The organism is Saccharothrix sp. 6-C (assembly GCF_016695385.1).
Taxonomy (GTDB): Bacteria; Actinomycetota; Actinomycetes; order Mycobacteriales; family Pseudonocardiaceae; genus Actinosynnema; species Actinosynnema texasense.
Map to the genome: position 1 here is coordinate 8,170,268 of NZ_CP064192.1, position 13,168 is coordinate 8,183,435.

17 protein-coding genes are annotated in these 13,168 nt (G+C 73.5%); 2 read left to right on the forward strand and 15 right to left on the reverse strand.

The window, feature by feature from the left end; translation table 11 throughout:
* Positions 1 to 11: 11 nt before the first annotated feature.
* From purB to IOD16_RS35545, 7 genes are all read right to left on the reverse strand, one after another.
* Positions 12 to 1,445 carry an adenylosuccinate lyase gene (purB, locus tag IOD16_RS35515; protein ID WP_123745018.1) on the reverse strand — a complete coding sequence of 478 codons (1,434 nt, stop codon included), beginning with the start codon at positions 1,443 to 1,445 and terminating at the stop codon, positions 12 to 14.
* A 47-nt stretch (positions 1,446 to 1,492) separates the two neighbouring features.
* A complete protein-coding gene (locus IOD16_RS35520; RefSeq protein ID WP_201437887.1) occupies positions 1,493 to 2,290 on the reverse strand; it encodes a hypothetical protein in 798 nt (265 codons plus the stop codon).
* Complete coding sequence (locus tag IOD16_RS35525; RefSeq protein WP_123745016.1) at positions 2,287 to 2,817, reverse strand: RNA polymerase sigma factor; 531 nt, start codon at positions 2,815 to 2,817, stop codon at positions 2,287 to 2,289. The genes IOD16_RS35520 and IOD16_RS35525 overlap by 4 nt, the downstream gene beginning before the upstream one ends.
* 47 nt (positions 2,818 to 2,864) lie before the next feature.
* Entirely contained in the window at positions 2,865 to 3,449 is a 585-nt protein-coding gene (locus IOD16_RS35530) for a TetR/AcrR family transcriptional regulator (RefSeq protein ID WP_201437888.1), read from the reverse strand.
* Positions 3,450 to 3,462: 13 nt separating this feature from the next.
* Positions 3,463 to 3,810: a DMT family transporter gene (locus tag IOD16_RS35535; RefSeq protein ID WP_442978078.1), complete on the reverse strand. Its 348-nt coding sequence runs from the start codon at positions 3,808 to 3,810 to the stop codon at positions 3,463 to 3,465.
* Positions 3,811 to 3,871: 61 nt separating this feature from the next.
* A complete protein-coding gene (locus IOD16_RS35540) occupies positions 3,872 to 4,630 on the reverse strand; it encodes a hypothetical protein (RefSeq protein ID WP_201437889.1) in 759 nt (252 codons plus the stop codon).
* 17 nt (positions 4,631 to 4,647) lie between these two features.
* Positions 4,648 to 5,166: a SigE family RNA polymerase sigma factor gene (locus tag IOD16_RS35545; RefSeq protein WP_123745012.1), complete on the reverse strand. Its 519-nt coding sequence runs from the start codon at positions 5,164 to 5,166 to the stop codon at positions 4,648 to 4,650.
* A 153-nt stretch (positions 5,167 to 5,319) separates the two neighbouring features.
* Here IOD16_RS35545 and IOD16_RS35550 point away from each other — a divergent pair, with 153 nt between their 5' ends.
* Positions 5,320 to 6,339, forward strand: coding sequence for a threonine aldolase family protein (locus tag IOD16_RS35550; RefSeq protein ID WP_201437890.1), 1,020 nt, complete (start codon positions 5,320 to 5,322; stop codon positions 6,337 to 6,339).
* Between the two features lies 1 nt (position 6,340).
* A complete protein-coding gene (locus IOD16_RS35555; protein WP_201437891.1) occupies positions 6,341 to 6,922 on the forward strand; it encodes an HAD family hydrolase in 582 nt (193 codons plus the stop codon).
* 18 nt (positions 6,923 to 6,940) lie between these two features.
* On the opposite strand, the gene IOD16_RS35560 is transcribed toward IOD16_RS35555, so the two are convergent.
* The 8 genes from IOD16_RS35560 to IOD16_RS35595 form a co-directional block, all read right to left on the reverse strand.
* The gene (locus IOD16_RS35560) at positions 6,941 to 7,693 is read right to left on the reverse strand and encodes a potassium channel family protein (RefSeq protein WP_123745009.1); all 753 of its coding nucleotides are present in this window, start codon (positions 7,691 to 7,693) and stop codon (positions 6,941 to 6,943) included.
* A gap of 59 nt (positions 7,694 to 7,752) precedes the next feature.
* A complete protein-coding gene (locus tag IOD16_RS35565; protein ID WP_170185188.1) occupies positions 7,753 to 7,926 on the reverse strand; it encodes a hypothetical protein in 174 nt (57 codons plus the stop codon).
* A 64-nt stretch (positions 7,927 to 7,990) separates the two neighbouring features.
* Positions 7,991 to 9,148, reverse strand: a complete 1,158-nt coding sequence (locus tag IOD16_RS35570) for a pyridoxal phosphate-dependent aminotransferase (RefSeq protein ID WP_201437892.1) — start codon at positions 9,146 to 9,148, stop codon at positions 7,991 to 7,993.
* A gap of 149 nt (positions 9,149 to 9,297) precedes the next feature.
* The gene (locus tag IOD16_RS35575) at positions 9,298 to 9,828 is read right to left on the reverse strand and encodes an ESX secretion-associated protein EspG (RefSeq protein WP_201437893.1); all 531 of its coding nucleotides are present in this window, start codon (positions 9,826 to 9,828) and stop codon (positions 9,298 to 9,300) included.
* Between the two features lie 105 nt (positions 9,829 to 9,933).
* Positions 9,934 to 10,701 (reverse strand): ESX secretion-associated protein EspG, encoded by a 768-nt coding sequence (locus tag IOD16_RS35580; RefSeq protein WP_201437894.1) that lies wholly within the window; start codon positions 10,699 to 10,701, stop codon positions 9,934 to 9,936.
* 1 nt (position 10,702) lies between these two features.
* On the reverse strand, positions 10,703 to 11,980 hold the full coding sequence (locus IOD16_RS35585) for a PPE domain-containing protein (RefSeq protein ID WP_201437895.1): 1,278 nt from the start codon (positions 11,978 to 11,980) through the stop codon (positions 10,703 to 10,705).
* 9 nt (positions 11,981 to 11,989) lie between these two features.
* Complete coding sequence (locus IOD16_RS35590) at positions 11,990 to 12,601, reverse strand: DUF3558 domain-containing protein (protein ID WP_201437896.1); 612 nt, start codon at positions 12,599 to 12,601, stop codon at positions 11,990 to 11,992.
* Positions 12,585 to 13,040 carry a hypothetical protein gene (locus IOD16_RS35595; RefSeq protein ID WP_123745003.1) on the reverse strand — a complete coding sequence of 152 codons (456 nt, stop codon included), beginning with the start codon at positions 13,038 to 13,040 and terminating at the stop codon, positions 12,585 to 12,587. The genes IOD16_RS35590 and IOD16_RS35595 overlap by 17 nt, the downstream gene beginning before the upstream one ends.
* Positions 13,041 to 13,168: the final 128 nt, after the last annotated feature.

Genomic DNA, 13,168 nt, shown 5'->3' on the forward strand with positions numbered 1-13,168 from the left:
GGGCAGGGCGGCTAGAGGATCGGTTCCGGGACGTAGCCGGCGGCGGCCGGGTACTCGGCCAGCACGTCCTCGACCTGCCGCACGACGTCCGCGACCTGGTGCTCCGCCACGCCGGTGAACGAGAGGCGGTCGGCCAGCAGGTCGTCCAGGGCGGCGCGGTCCAGCGGCAGGCGGTCGTCGGCGGCGAACCGGTCCAGCAGGTCGTTCTCGGCCAGGCCCTGCTCGCGCATCGCCAGCGCCACCGCGACCGAGTGCTCCTTGATGACCTCGTGCGCGGTCTCCCGGCCGACGCCCGCGCGGATCGCCGCCATCAGCACCTTCGTGGTCGCCAGGAACGGCAGGTAGCGGTCCAGCTCGCGGGCGACGACCGCCGGGTACGCGCCGAACTCGTCCAGCACCGTGATGAAGGTCTCCAGCAGGCCGTCGAAGGCGAAGAACGCGTCCGGCAGCGCGACCCGGCGCACCACCGAGCACGACACGTCGCCCTCGTTCCACTGGTCGCCGGACAGCTCGCCGACCATGGACAGGTAGCCGCGCAGGATGACCGCGAAGCCGTTGACCCGCTCGCACGACCGGGTGTTCATCTTGTGCGGCATCGCGCTGGAGCCGACCTGGCCCGGCTTGAAGCCCTCGGTGACCAGCTCGTGGCCCGCCATCAGCCGGATCGTCTTGGCCAGCGACGACGGGCCCGCGGCGAGCTGCACGAGGGTCGACACGACGTCGAAGTCCAGCGACCGCGGGTACACCTGGCCGACGCTGGTCAGCACGGTGGTGAAGCCGAGGTGGCCCGCGACGCTCCGCTCCAGCTCGACCAGCTTGTCCCGGTCGCCGCCGAGCAGGTCCAGCATGTCCTGGGCGGTGCCGACCGGGCCCTTGACGCCGCGCAGCGGGTAGCGGGCGATCAGCTCGTCCAGCCGGCGGAACGCGGCCAGCAGCTCGTCGGCGGCGGTGGCGAAGCGCTTGCCGAGCGTGGTGGCCTGGGCGGCCACGTTGTGCGAGCGGCCCGCCATCACCAGGTCGGTGTGCTCGGCGGCGCGGCGGGCCAGGCGGGCCAGCACGGCCGCCGTCTTCCCGCGCACGTGCTCCAGCGACCGCAGCACCTGCAGCTGCTCGACGTTCTCGGTGAGGTCGCGCGAGGTCATGCCCTTGTGCACGTGCTCGTGCCCGGCCAGCGCGTTGAACTCCTCGATGCGCGCCTTCACGTCGTGCCGGGTGACGCGCTCGCGCCCGGCGATGGACGCCAGGTCGACCTGCTCGACCACCCGCTCGTAGTCCGCGACGGCCTCGGCGGGCACGTCGAGGCCGAGCTCGGCCTGCGCCTTCAGCACGGCGAGCCACAGCCGCCGCTCCAGCACGATCTTGTGCTCGGCGGACCACAGCGTGGCCAGCTCGGTGGAGGCGTAGCGACCGGCGAGGACATTGGCGATGCGGGGCTTGACCGTCACGTGACCAGCTTATTTCGCCACGACGGGTGCCCGGACGCCGGGGAGCGTCACGACGCGGCGAGGTCCGGGTCGGTGGCCAGCGAGACCAGCTGCTCGTACCCCAACGCCACCTGCTCCCGCGCCTCGCCGTCCGCGGGCGGCTCGTAGCCGAACCCCGTGGCCTCCACCACCGAGCCGTCCACGCGGAAGTGCGACACGGTGTGCATGACGCCCTGGGGGTCCGCGCCCTTGGGGTCCGGCACGGCGGTGGTGCGCCACGTGGACGTCACGTAGCTGCCGTCGGCCCGGAGGACCGGCTCCTCGCACCCCGCCTCGGCGCAGTACTCGCCCCGGGTCACCCCGGACGAGGAGGGGACGAGCCGCACCAGCACCCTGCTGGCGCCGACGCCGTCGACGAAGCTCAGCCACGCGTAGAGCTGCTCCGGCGGGCTGCCGGTCGTCTCCGCCGACACCACCTTCGCGTAGGGCGCGACCTCGACGAACTTCTTGCTCAGGTACAGCGGGACGTGGCTCTTGGCGGTCCCGGCGGTGGCGGGCGGCCGGATCAGGGCCGGCGGCGACGTCGAGGCCTGCGCCGGGACCGGGGTCCGGGTCGTCGTCGCGGCCCCCGTGGTCGTCAGCACCGGGCCGTCGGCCGCGTCGACGGTGCGCCGCTGGTCGAGGACGCCGGGCAGGGCCAGCACCGTGCCGGTGAGGGCGAGCGTCGCCACCGCCACCGCCACCAGCGCCCGTCGACGCCTGCGCACGTGCTGGGCGCGGCGGATCAGCTCGTCGGCGTCGAAGTCCAGCGGCGGCTCGTCACCGACCGCGGCCCGCAGCCCTTCCCGCAGGTCCGCCTCGCTCACGACGCCACCACCGCCCCTCGCTCCAGTTCCTCGACCGCCGCGCGCAGCGCCACCAGCCCGCGCGCGGTCTGGCTCTTGACCGTGCCCTCGGTGCACCCCATCGCCACCGCGACCTCGCTCACCGGCAGGTCCTCGAAGTACCTCAGCACCAGCACGGCCCGCTGGCGCGGCGGCACCCGCAGCAGCGCCGCGTGCACCAGGTCCCGCGCCCACAGCCGTTCACCCGTCCGGTCCGGGTCCGCCGCGAGGTCGGCCACGTCCGGCACCTCGCCGTCGCGCTGCTCGGCCCGCCGCCACGGTCTGCGCTTCTCGTCCAGCCACGTGCGCAGCAGCACCTTGCGGGCGTAACCGGACGCGGTGTCCCGCCACTCGATGCGGTGCCACGCCTGGTAGAGCTTGAGCAGGCTGGCCTGCATCAGGTCCTCGGCCGTGTGCCAGTCGCCGCAGAACAGGTACGCGGTGCGCCGCAGCGAAGCGGCGTGGCTCACCGCGAACTCGCGGAAGCCCTGTTCGTCGGCCGTGCGCATGCGATCCGGTCCCCTTCCGCGCCCCACCCCTTAAACGCGGTCGGGTGTCAGGGGGGTTGCATCGACTTGCCGAGCATCCGCCGGGCGGCCGCCCTGGGGTCCGGGCTGATCTCGATGAGCGCGTTCACCACGGCGCCGTCGACCAGCGCGATCAGCTCTTCCACGCGTTCCCGGCCGACCGGCCGGCCGGCGCGGGCGAAGATGTCGAACAGCAGGGAGTGCAGCTCGCCGGACATCCGGCGCATCAGCGGCCGCAGGTAGGGCCGCCTGCCGGTGGCGACCAGGCGCTCGTAGCGCAGCAGCACGGCTTCGGCGTCGCGGTCGCCGGCCGGGCCGAGCAGCAGGTCGAGCACCAGCTCGACGAACGCGTCGCCGCCGCACTCGCGCGGGTCCAGCTCGTCCAGCCTGGCCTTGCCGTAGGCCAGCTCGGCCTCGCCCTGGAACTCCAGGGCGGCGGTCACCAGGTCGTCGAGCGAGTCGAAGTAGTAGGTGGTGGAGGCCAGCGGCAGGCCCGCGCGCTCGGCGACGGCGCGGTGCCGGATCGCGTCGAAACCGCCGTCGACCAGGAGGCCGGCGGCGGCTTCGACCAGCGCCTGGCGCCGGCGTTCGCCCTTCGGCGTTGCGGCTGTCATTGCAGGGAAGGTACTAGTGCCCGCCACCGGCCAGGTTGAGGCCGATGACGCCGCTGACGATGAGGCCGAGGGAGACCAGCTTGATCGTGCTGACGCCGTCGCCGAGCCAGACCATGCCGATCACGGCGGTGAGCGCCGCGCCGATCCCGGTCCACACCGCGTACGCCGGCCCGGCGGGCAGCTGCTTCATCGCCCAGGCCAGCCCGGCGAAGCTGATCAGCGCGAACACCGCGAACGCCACGGTCCACCACAGCCTGCTGAAGCCGTCGGACAGCTTCAGCGCGACCGCCCAGCCGGCCTCGAAGAAGCCGGACACGATGAGCACGGCCCACGCCATGACGACCACCTCCCAATCTGGCACAACCGTACCAAATTTGTGGTACGCAAGTACTAGAATGCCTGGTGATCCCGGTCTCCGCGACTCAGAAGCGGGCGGCGAGCCGGTCCGCGAGCTCCGCCAGGTCGTCCGCCAGCGGACCCTCCGACGAGCCCTGCGCCGGCCTGCTCAGCACGTGCAGCTCCTCGCCACCGGACGTCCTCGCGCTCGCGTGCGTCCCGGAACCGGCCGTCACCTGCGCGGCGGCGCCCTCCCGGGCGAGCACCGCGGACACCGTGCCGTAGACGTCGCCGTCGCGCACGAGGAAGCTCGCGCCCCGCGCGTCGGTCGGGCAGTCGGCCACGGCGGGCGCGGCCTGCTCCGCGTTGGCGACCGAGAGCTCGTCGGCGAGGGCGACGGCGAGCTCCCGGTCCACCTCAACGCACCCGCGTTGGGCGCTGCCGGCCAACGTGCGACCGGCGCTCCCCGATGGATCGTCCCCCTGCGTAGACGGGTCCTCGGGGATGCTCTCGGGCGGATTTCCACCGCTGCGGTCGGCCGGCGCGTCCTTCGACAGCACTTCCGGCTCGCCCGCGCTGAAAGGAGTGACCACGTTAGGGGACGAAGCGTGCTCAGCGGAACCCGCGGCGGCCGTGTCGCTGCTCGTGTTCCGCGCGAAGTTCGCGGAGAGCACCAGGCCGCCGAACACGAGCACGAGCGCCACGGCGGAGCCGAGCGCGACGGCCGACCTGCGCCGGGCGGTCGCCCGCGCCGAGGCCGACCGGACCGCGTCCACGTCGAAGGACGGGGGCGGCGCGTCACCGGCCGCGTCGCGGAACAGCTCGCCGAGCTTCTGCTCGTCCACCTACCTCCTCCTCCCGCTCACGACGCCGGCCGCAAGTCGTCGATCGTGTCGCCCAACGCCTCGCGGAGGGCTTCCAGCCCCCTGGAGGTCTGGCTCTTCACCGTGCCCTCGGAGCACCCGAGCGCCTCGGCCGCCGCCGCGACGTCCAGGCCCTCCAGGAACCTGAGCACGAGCACCGCCCGCTGCCTCGGCGGCACCCGCCGCAAGCCCGCGACCAGCGCCTCGCGCGTCGCCACCGAGTCGGCCACCTCGCCGTCGCCCGAGGGCCGCTCCGGGACCTCGTCCACGAAGCGCTCCCGCCGCCACGGCCGGCGCGACTCGTCGATCACCGCGCGCACCAGGGTCCGGCGGACGTAGGCGTCCAGGGCCTGCTTGTCCCGGACCTTGCGCCACCGGCGGTGCAGCGCGACGAACGCGGTCTGCGCGAAGTCGTCCGCCCGGTGCCAGTCACCACAGAGCAGGAACGCCGTTCGGCGCACGGCCTCCCGGCGAGCCACGAAGTACTCCGCGAACTCCTGCTCGTCGCGCTGATCCACGCGGACTCTCTCCGCTCGTCGTGCTTGCACTTACCGGACGGAACCGGTGGCGCCCACGGTTGCACGCCGGTTCACCGAGACTTGCGTCACCCCCCATCGTGGTACCGCCGACGCGGTCGGGTCAGGGCTTGCCCCGTGTGATGTGATCCATTCGTGACCCAGCTCTCGCCACTCGACTTCCGCTCCGACACCGTCACCCAGCCGGACGAGACCATGAGACTGGCGATGTCCAGTGCCGAGGTCGCCGACGACGTGCTCGACCACGACCCCACCATGCGCCGGCTCGAGGACCGCGTCGCGGAGCTGCTGGGCGTCGACGCGGCCCTGTGGGTGCCCTCCGGGTCGATGGGCAACCTCATCGCGCTGACCGTGCACCTGCGGCCCGGCGACCGGTTCCTCGCGCCGCGCGGCGCGCACGTGCTCGACAACGAGCTCGGCACGGCCGCGTGGATCGCGGGCGGGATGCCGCACCCGCTGGAGTGCGACGCGGGCCCCGGCCGGGCCTCACCCGACGCGGTGCGCGCGGCGGCCGGGACGTCCGGGCCGTACTACGCGATGCGCACGACGCTCCTGTGCCTGGAGAACACGCACAACGCCGCCGGCGGGGCCGTGACGCAGCCCGACGAGCACGCGTTGCTGGTGTCGGCGGCGCGGGAGACCGGCCTGCGCGTGCACCTCGACGGCGCGCGGCTGTGGAACGCGGCCGTGGCGCTGGGCCTGCCGCCCGCCGCGCTGGCGGTCGGGGTGGACACGGTGCAGGTGTGCCTGTCGAAGGGCCTCGGCGCGCCGGTCGGGTCGGTGGTGGCCGGGACGACGACGTTCGTCGCGGAGGCGCGGCGGGTGCGCAAGATGCTCGGCGGCGGGGTGCGGCAGGGCGGCGTGCTGGCCGCCGCGGGCCTGGTGGGGCTGGACCGCATCGACGACCTCGCGCGGGACCACGTGAACGCCCGCGCGCTGGCCCGCGGCCTGGCCGAGCTCGGCTGGCAGGTCGACGAGCCGGAGACCAACATCGTGCTGGCGGGCGTGCCGGACCTGGAGGTGACGTTGACCGGGCTGCGGCACCTGGGCGTGTTCGCCGGGCCGATGGCGGGCAAGGTGCGGTTCGTGCTGCACCGCGACGTGAACGCGGACGACGTGGCCGAGGCGTTGCGCCGGATCGGGTCGGCGAGCTGACGTGCGCTGGGTGGTGTTCGACTACGGCGAGGTGCTCAGCGAGCCGACCGGGGAGCTGCCCGCGCTGGCCGCGCTGCTCGGCGCGCCGGTCGAGGACTTCGCGCGCGGGTACTGGGCCGCGCGGGACGCCTACGACGCCGGCCAGTCCGACCTGGAGTACTGGCGCGCGGTCGGCTCGACCGTGGACGTGCCGGTGGACGAGGCGCTGGCCCGGCGGCTGACCGAGGTGGACGTGCGCGGGTGGCTGCGGCCGGCGGCCGGCGCGGTGGAGCTGGTGGCGGAGCTGGCCTCGGCCGGGGTGCCGCTGGCGCTGCTGTCGAACGCGCCCGTGTCGTTCGCGCGGACCGCCGAGCGGGAGCCGTGGACCAGGCACTTCCGGCACCTGGTGTTCTCCGGCGACCTCGGCGTGGCCAAGCCGGACCCGCGGATCTTCGCCGCGCTGGCGCAGCGGCTCGGGGCGCGCCCGGCGGACTGCGTGTTCTTCGACGACCGGCAGGTGAACGTGGACGGCGCGGTCGCGGCCGGGCTCCGGGGCGTCCGGTGGCAGGGGCCGGTGCACGCGCGGCAGGTGCTCGGGGACTAGCGGCCGAGGTCCGAGGGCTCAGCGACCGCTCTCGGACCTCGCCGCGCGCAGCTCCTCGCGCAGCTCGGCCAGCTCCGCCCGGACCAGGCGGAGCTCGGCCGCCGTCGCCTGCTCGGCCTCGGCCACCGAGCCCTCCACGCCGCTGAGCCGTTCGACCAGCCAGGACGCGATCGTGCCGGTGATGACACCCAGCAGGGCGATGCCGCCGATCATCAGCAGAGCCGCGACCAGGCGACCTTCCCAGGTGACGGGGTAGCGGTCGCCGTAACCGACGGTGGAGATCGTGGTGAGCGTCCACCACGCGGCGTCGCCGAACGTGGTGATGGAGGCGTCCGGGTGGTCGCGTTCCGCGTCCAGCACGGCCAGTGAGGCGCACAGGCCGACCAGGAAGGTGACGCCCGCGGCGTAGACGCCGACGCGTTGCCGGAACTTGCCCGCGAACCGCTTGTTGAGCACCTTCAGAACGCTGATCAGCCGCAGCACGCGCAGCTGGCGGACCATCGGCAGCAGGACCGCCAGCAGGTCGAACAGGTGGGTGACGACGAACCTGCGCTTGTCGACGGCCAGCTTGAGGCGCACGCCGTAGTCCACCGCGAAGACCAGCCAGATCAGCCAGAGGGCGACCTCCAGCACGGCGTGCACGCCGGGGGTCGAGTGGCCGTCGAGCACCTGCCAGGCGTAGACCACCACGAAGAGGACCGCCAAGCCCGTCAGCGGCCACTCGGCGCGGCTCTCCCACCGGTCGAGGCGTCGTTCATCGGTCTGGAACACCGACCCATGGTGCGGGTCGGCTCGTCGTTTTACCAGCTCGCGGGGCAGATCGAGCCGGGTCAGGGACCCTTGATGCCCTTCGGGCGCTTGCTGCTCTTGATGGCGCCGTACGCGGCCGTGCCGAGGAACAGCACGCCACCGATCACCGCGAGCCAGAAGACGCCCTTGATCACGGCGCCGAGCACGGTGATCACGAGCCAGGCCGCGAGCAGCCACACGATTATCCGGACCATGTCATCCGAACGACCGGACCGCCCGATCGGTTCCCCGCTCCGACCTGGGCCGGGAGGACAACCGTCATCGCGAGGACGACAACCAGGCGCCGAGGCGCCGCAACGCCTCCTCGATGTCGGGGGCGGCCCCCGCGAAGGACATCCGGACGAACTCGTGCCCGCGCACGGGGTCGAAGTCGACGCCCGGCACGATCGCGACCCCCGTGTCGTCCAGCAGGCGGCGGCAGAAGTCCATCGAGTCGCCGGTGAGGTGCGAGACGTCGGCGTAGGCGTAGAAGGCGCCGTCGGCCGGGGCCACCTCGTCGATGCCGAGGTCGGCCAGTCCCTTGAGCAGCACGTCCCGGTTGAGGCGGTACCCCTCGACCAGCCGCTCGGCCTGCGCGTACGACTCGGGCTCGAACGCGGCGACCGCCGCGTGCTGGGCCAGGGCGGGCGGGCAGAGCGTGAAGTTGCCCGTCAACCGGTCCACCGCCCGGCGCAGGTCGGGCGGCAGCAGCATCCACCCCAACCGCCAGCCGGTCATGGCGAACGCCTTGGAGAAGGAGTTGACCACGACGGAGTCGCGGGAGGTCTGCCACGCGCTGGCGAGGGGCGCGCCGTAGCTGATGCCGTGGTAGATCTCGTCGCTGACGAGCCGCACGTCGTGCTCGGCGCACCAGGCCGACAGGCCGGCCAGCTCGTCGGGGGACAGCACGGTGCCGGTCGGGTTCGCCGGGCTGGCCACCACGAGCCCGGCGAGCGGACCGGCGTCGTCCAGCATCGCCACCGTGGGCTGGAACCGGGTCTCCGGGCCGCAGGGCAGTTCGACGACCTCGCACCCCAGCGCGGTGAGGATGTTGCGGTAGGCGGGGTAGCCGGGCCGGGCCAGCGCGACCCGGTCGCCTGGCTCGAAGGCGGCGAGGAACGCCAGCAGGAACCCGCCGGAGGAGCCGGTGGTCACCACGACGTCGTCCGCCGAGACCTCCAGCCCGTACTGCCGGAAGTAGTGACCGGCCAGCGCTTCCCGCAGCTCCACGATGCCCAGCTGCTCGGTGTAGCCCAACGCCTGCTCGCGCAGGGCGCGGTGCGCGGCCTCCAGCACCGGCGTGGGCGCCGGGCTGGACGGTTGCCCCGCCGCCAACGACACCACGTCCCCGACGACCCGCTGCCGCCGCGCCGCGGCGGACAGCACCTCCATGACGTGGAAGGGAGGCACATCCGCACGTCCGGCAACACCGACCATGCCGGCCAGGCTAATCGAACCCGCCGGACATCCCGCGGGTCACCACCGCCGCCCACCGCGGGATCCCACCGCGCACCCGCCGGCAGCCCTGCCGGCCGCCGCCCGCGCGCCGACCGTGCTCCGGGACGGAACCGGCGGGCGCACCGCCGTTATCGCCGCAATTCCTCCAACAGGCCGGTGACCCTCTTGCGCAGCAGGTCGGCGTCGGTCGGCCCGTGGAAGTCGACGACGTCCGCCGCCCGCCTGCGCCGCCCGCTTCGGTCGATCACCGCCGCGCCGAACTGGCCGCGCAGGTCGGGTCCGCCGACCAGGCCGTCGGCGATCACCGGCAGCAACCCGACGAGCGCGGTGGCGAGGTCGTCGTCGACGTCCCGCACGGTGAGCAGGTCCCCGGTCAGCACGGCCAGCACCGAGCCCGTGGCGGCGGACGCGGCGAGCGCGCGCACCGCGGCTCTGCCCAGGCCCAGCCGCAGGTCCGCCGAGCGCGGCGGGTGGGCGAGGAGCTTCAACGCCGCGCCGAGCCACGGGTCGAGTTCGCCGCCGCGGGCGTGCCCCTGGGCGGTCAGGTGGCTCCACGGCGCGGGGTCGTCCGGCACGTGCAGCACGATCGGCATGGCGCCGAGGTCGAGGTGTGCCCAGGCGGTGCGGAACGCGGTGGCGCTGAGGGTCGCTTCGGTCACCAGACGTCACTCCCGAATGACGGCGGGCACTGCTCCGGCCCCCCAGGCCCGCTCGCGGAACTGACGTCGCCGAGGACGCGCGGGTTCCGTTCGGGCGCGGGGAACTCAGACCTCCTGCACCAGCTCCCACACGCACCCGGCGAGCCGGGCGTTGTCGATCGGGGTAATCGTGCTCCAGCTGCGGCCGTCCGAGCTGGGCCGCACCTGGTGCAGGTACCGGCCGGACGGCGTGTCGTGCCAGGCGACGACGCGGTCCGCGCGCACGGGCGGGCCGGCGGGCCGGGCGCGTTCCACGCCGAACTGGCCGCGGGTGCTCATCCCGTCGCACATGCCGGCCAGCTCCTGCGCCTCGTGCAGCGGCAACCCCTGCCGCTCCAGCGCCAGCACCAGCTTCTCCGCGTCCCGCCCGGCTTCCTGGGACGCCGCGCGCAGCACGTCGTTCGGCAGGCTGATCGACCGGCCGTACCCGGCGGGCATGTCGCCGGCGACGGACACCGCCGACTCGGCCAGCGCGCTGCCCCGCGACTCGATCAGCCACACCTCGTCGCCGTCGACCACGGCGAGGACGCCCTCGTCGCCGGCGGCCGCCGCCAGGCCCTTGATCTTGCGGCGGTCGACCCAGATCCAGAGGTCGATCGACACCTGCGGGTTGGCCAGCAGCGCGAACGCGTCGGCCAACTCGGGCGTCAGCCGCCGGTTCGCCGCCAGGCCGCGCTCGGCGAGCGAGGCCCAGGCCTGCTCGACGAGCACGGCGCGCTCGGTGTGCGTGATGCCCGGGCTCGGCACGTCCAGCGCGACGTTGCGCCGGGCAAGTCGCTCACCTTCCCACGCGACGTCGAACTCCAGCGTGGACAGGACAACCGTGCCGCTCACCTCACTTCTTCTCGGACTCGTCGCCGATGACCGACTGCACGACCATCCGCTCGTCGCCGAACACGTCGTCGGAGTCGACGCCGTACTTGCGCACGTGCTCGCCGTCCTCCTCGCCCTCGCCGCCCTTGGCGCTGGCCGCCGGCTGCAACATCGAGGAACCCGCGCCGCCCTTGCCCGCGACGCCGCCGGCCGCGCCCCGACCGTGGACCCGCTCGTCGGGGTCGATGGCGCCGATCGTCGCGGAGATGCCGGGCTTCCCGGTCAGCGTGCCGGGCATCCCGGGCACACCGCCCTTGCCGCCCGCCCCGCCGCCGGTCCCCTTGCCGCCGGCGTGGCCTTCGGGCGCCTTGCCGCCGCCGGGCATCGCCGGGGCGGTGTTGCGCACGACCCGCCCGCCGCGGGCCTGCGTCGCCGCGAGCCCCAACCCGAGCCCGCCGGCCAACCCGAGCCCGAGCCCCAACCCGAAGTTGGAGCCGCCCGGCTTGCCGCCCAACGCGGCCGGCGGCAGCACCGTCTGCCCGCCGGGCGTGGTCGGCAACAGGCCCGTCGAGCCACCGGGCAGCTGCCCGGGCACCTGCGGCGGCAACCCGACCGTGCCGCCACCGGGGAGGTGGGCGGTCGACCCGCCGGGAACGCCGCCCGGCACGCCACCGGGGATCCCGGGCGTGGGCCCACCGGGCAACCCGACCGAGGCGACCGGCGTGCTGACGCTGGACGCGGCCGTCACGTCGAACTGCGGCGGCCTGTTCATGCCCTGGTACTGGTTCAGCGCGTCCCGGCTGGCCTCGGTGTACTGGTCGAGCCCTCGGATCGCCTGCTCGCGCGCCGCCTGGGTCTCCTTCACCTCTTTGGCGTGATCGGTCTCGTACCCGAAGAACCCGCCGACGTCGTCGACCACGTTGGTCTCGCTCGCCCCGCGCAACTGCTGCGGCTCGGGCATCCCGTTCCTGGCCTGGCTGTAGTTCGCGCCCTGCACAGCGGTGGCCTTGGAGTTCGTCTGGCCGGCCTCGGTGCCCGAGGTGGCCGTGTCGGCCGAGACCGTCACCGCTTGGCCGGCGTTGTCGCCCGCGGCGCCGCGCCAGTCGATGCCGAGCTTCTTCAGCTCGGTCCGCAGCGCCTGGTCCGTCTCGTCCAACGTGCTCGCGAGCTGCCGCAACGCGTGCGACGCGTCGCTGAACCGCTGGGCGGCGTCACCCGTCTGGAATTGCCCGACCAGCTCCGCCAACCCGGTGTTGGAGTACCCCTCGAAGCGGTGGTCGGTGATCTGCCTGAAGCCCATACCTCCCCCTTACTTCAAAGTTTTCAACGTCGTCATGACCATCTCCGCGCCCTTGGCCGCGTTCCGGCACATCTCGTCCTGGGTGAAGCCGTCGCCCACCGGCAAGAAGGAGACGAACACCTGCTGCCCGTCGGCCACGTCCACGGCGAGCGCGCAGTCCGCCTTGCTCGTCCCCGCCAGCGTCACCTGGACCGCGCCGTACCCGGCGACGGTCTTCGACACGACGTCGAGGTTGCCGCCGCCCTGCCAGTAACCGGCGCCCTCGTCGGAGATCAGCGTGACCTCGTAGCTGAACAGCGGACGCGAGTTGGCCCGGAAGCTGCACCCGGGCATCTCCCGGTCCTCGATGACGTCCATCTGCTGGCCGTGCGCCGCGTCGATGCCCAGCTCGCGCTGCTGGTCCTCGGTGAGCGTCGCGCAGGCGTCCGCGATGCCGTCGACCTTGATGTCCGCGGGCCGGGGCGGGAAGTCGACCGGCGACTCGGAGGTCTCCGGCGCCGTGGTGGAGCCGGTGGCGGGCGCCGCGGACGTGGCGTCGCCGGGTTCCTTCTGCGTGCAGCCGGCCAGCACCGCGCCGGCCGTCAGCACGAGCGCGACGAGTGCCTTACTGCTGCGAAGCACTCGCTGCCCCCATAGCCGCCGTGACCTCTTCGTCGGTGTGGCCGTACTGCTTGGCCGCGGCGCGCAGCTGCTCGACCAGCGCCACGAGGCTCTCGATGTACTGCTCGACCCGCCGGGCGTACGAGTCGTCGTGGTCGAGCAGGCGTTCGTTCCACGCCTCGGCGATGTCCTCGTTCACGGCGTCGAGGCCGCCCATGCTCACGCGGAGGTCCCGGACGGCGGCGCCGTAGCTCGTCCACAGCGCGTCGACCTGGCCCTGGATGATCTTGCCGGCCTGGAGGACCGTGTCCTTGGTGACGGTGAACTGCTGTCCGCCGGCCGGTCCGCCGGTCACCGCGTCCCCGAGCCGCTTCTCCGCCTTGAACACCTCGCCGACCGCTCTGCCGACGGCTCCCCCCGCGGCGGCGACGGCTCCCAGCAAGCCGGTCTCCTGTTCCACGACGCCCTACCCCCGTACGGTCGGTAACGGATTGAACCCGGTTCGAGGCTACCAACGACCACGTGAGCCGGGTCTGAGGTTGGACGAAGAAACGCCCGGCCCGGTTCCCGCGGGGTGGCGGCGGTCGA

Excerpts from the sequence above, each read along its gene's own strand:
- IOD16_RS35525 (WP_123745016.1), bottom strand. The coding sequence starts at position 2,817 with ATGCGCACGGCCGACGAACAGGGCTTCCGCGAGTTCGCGGTGAGCCAC.
- IOD16_RS35530 (WP_201437888.1), bottom strand. The coding sequence starts at position 3,449 with ATGACAGCCGCAACGCCGAAGGGCGAACGCCGGCGCCAGGCGCTGGTC.
- IOD16_RS35565 (WP_170185188.1), bottom strand. The coding sequence starts at position 7,926 with ATGGTCCGGATAATCGTGTGGCTGCTCGCGGCCTGGCTCGTGATCACC.
- IOD16_RS35570 (WP_201437892.1), bottom strand. The coding sequence starts at position 9,148 with ATGGTCGGTGTTGCCGGACGTGCGGATGTGCCTCCCTTCCACGTCATG.
- IOD16_RS35585 (WP_201437895.1), bottom strand. The coding sequence starts at position 11,980 with ATGGGCTTCAGGCAGATCACCGACCACCGCTTCGAGGGGTACTCCAAC.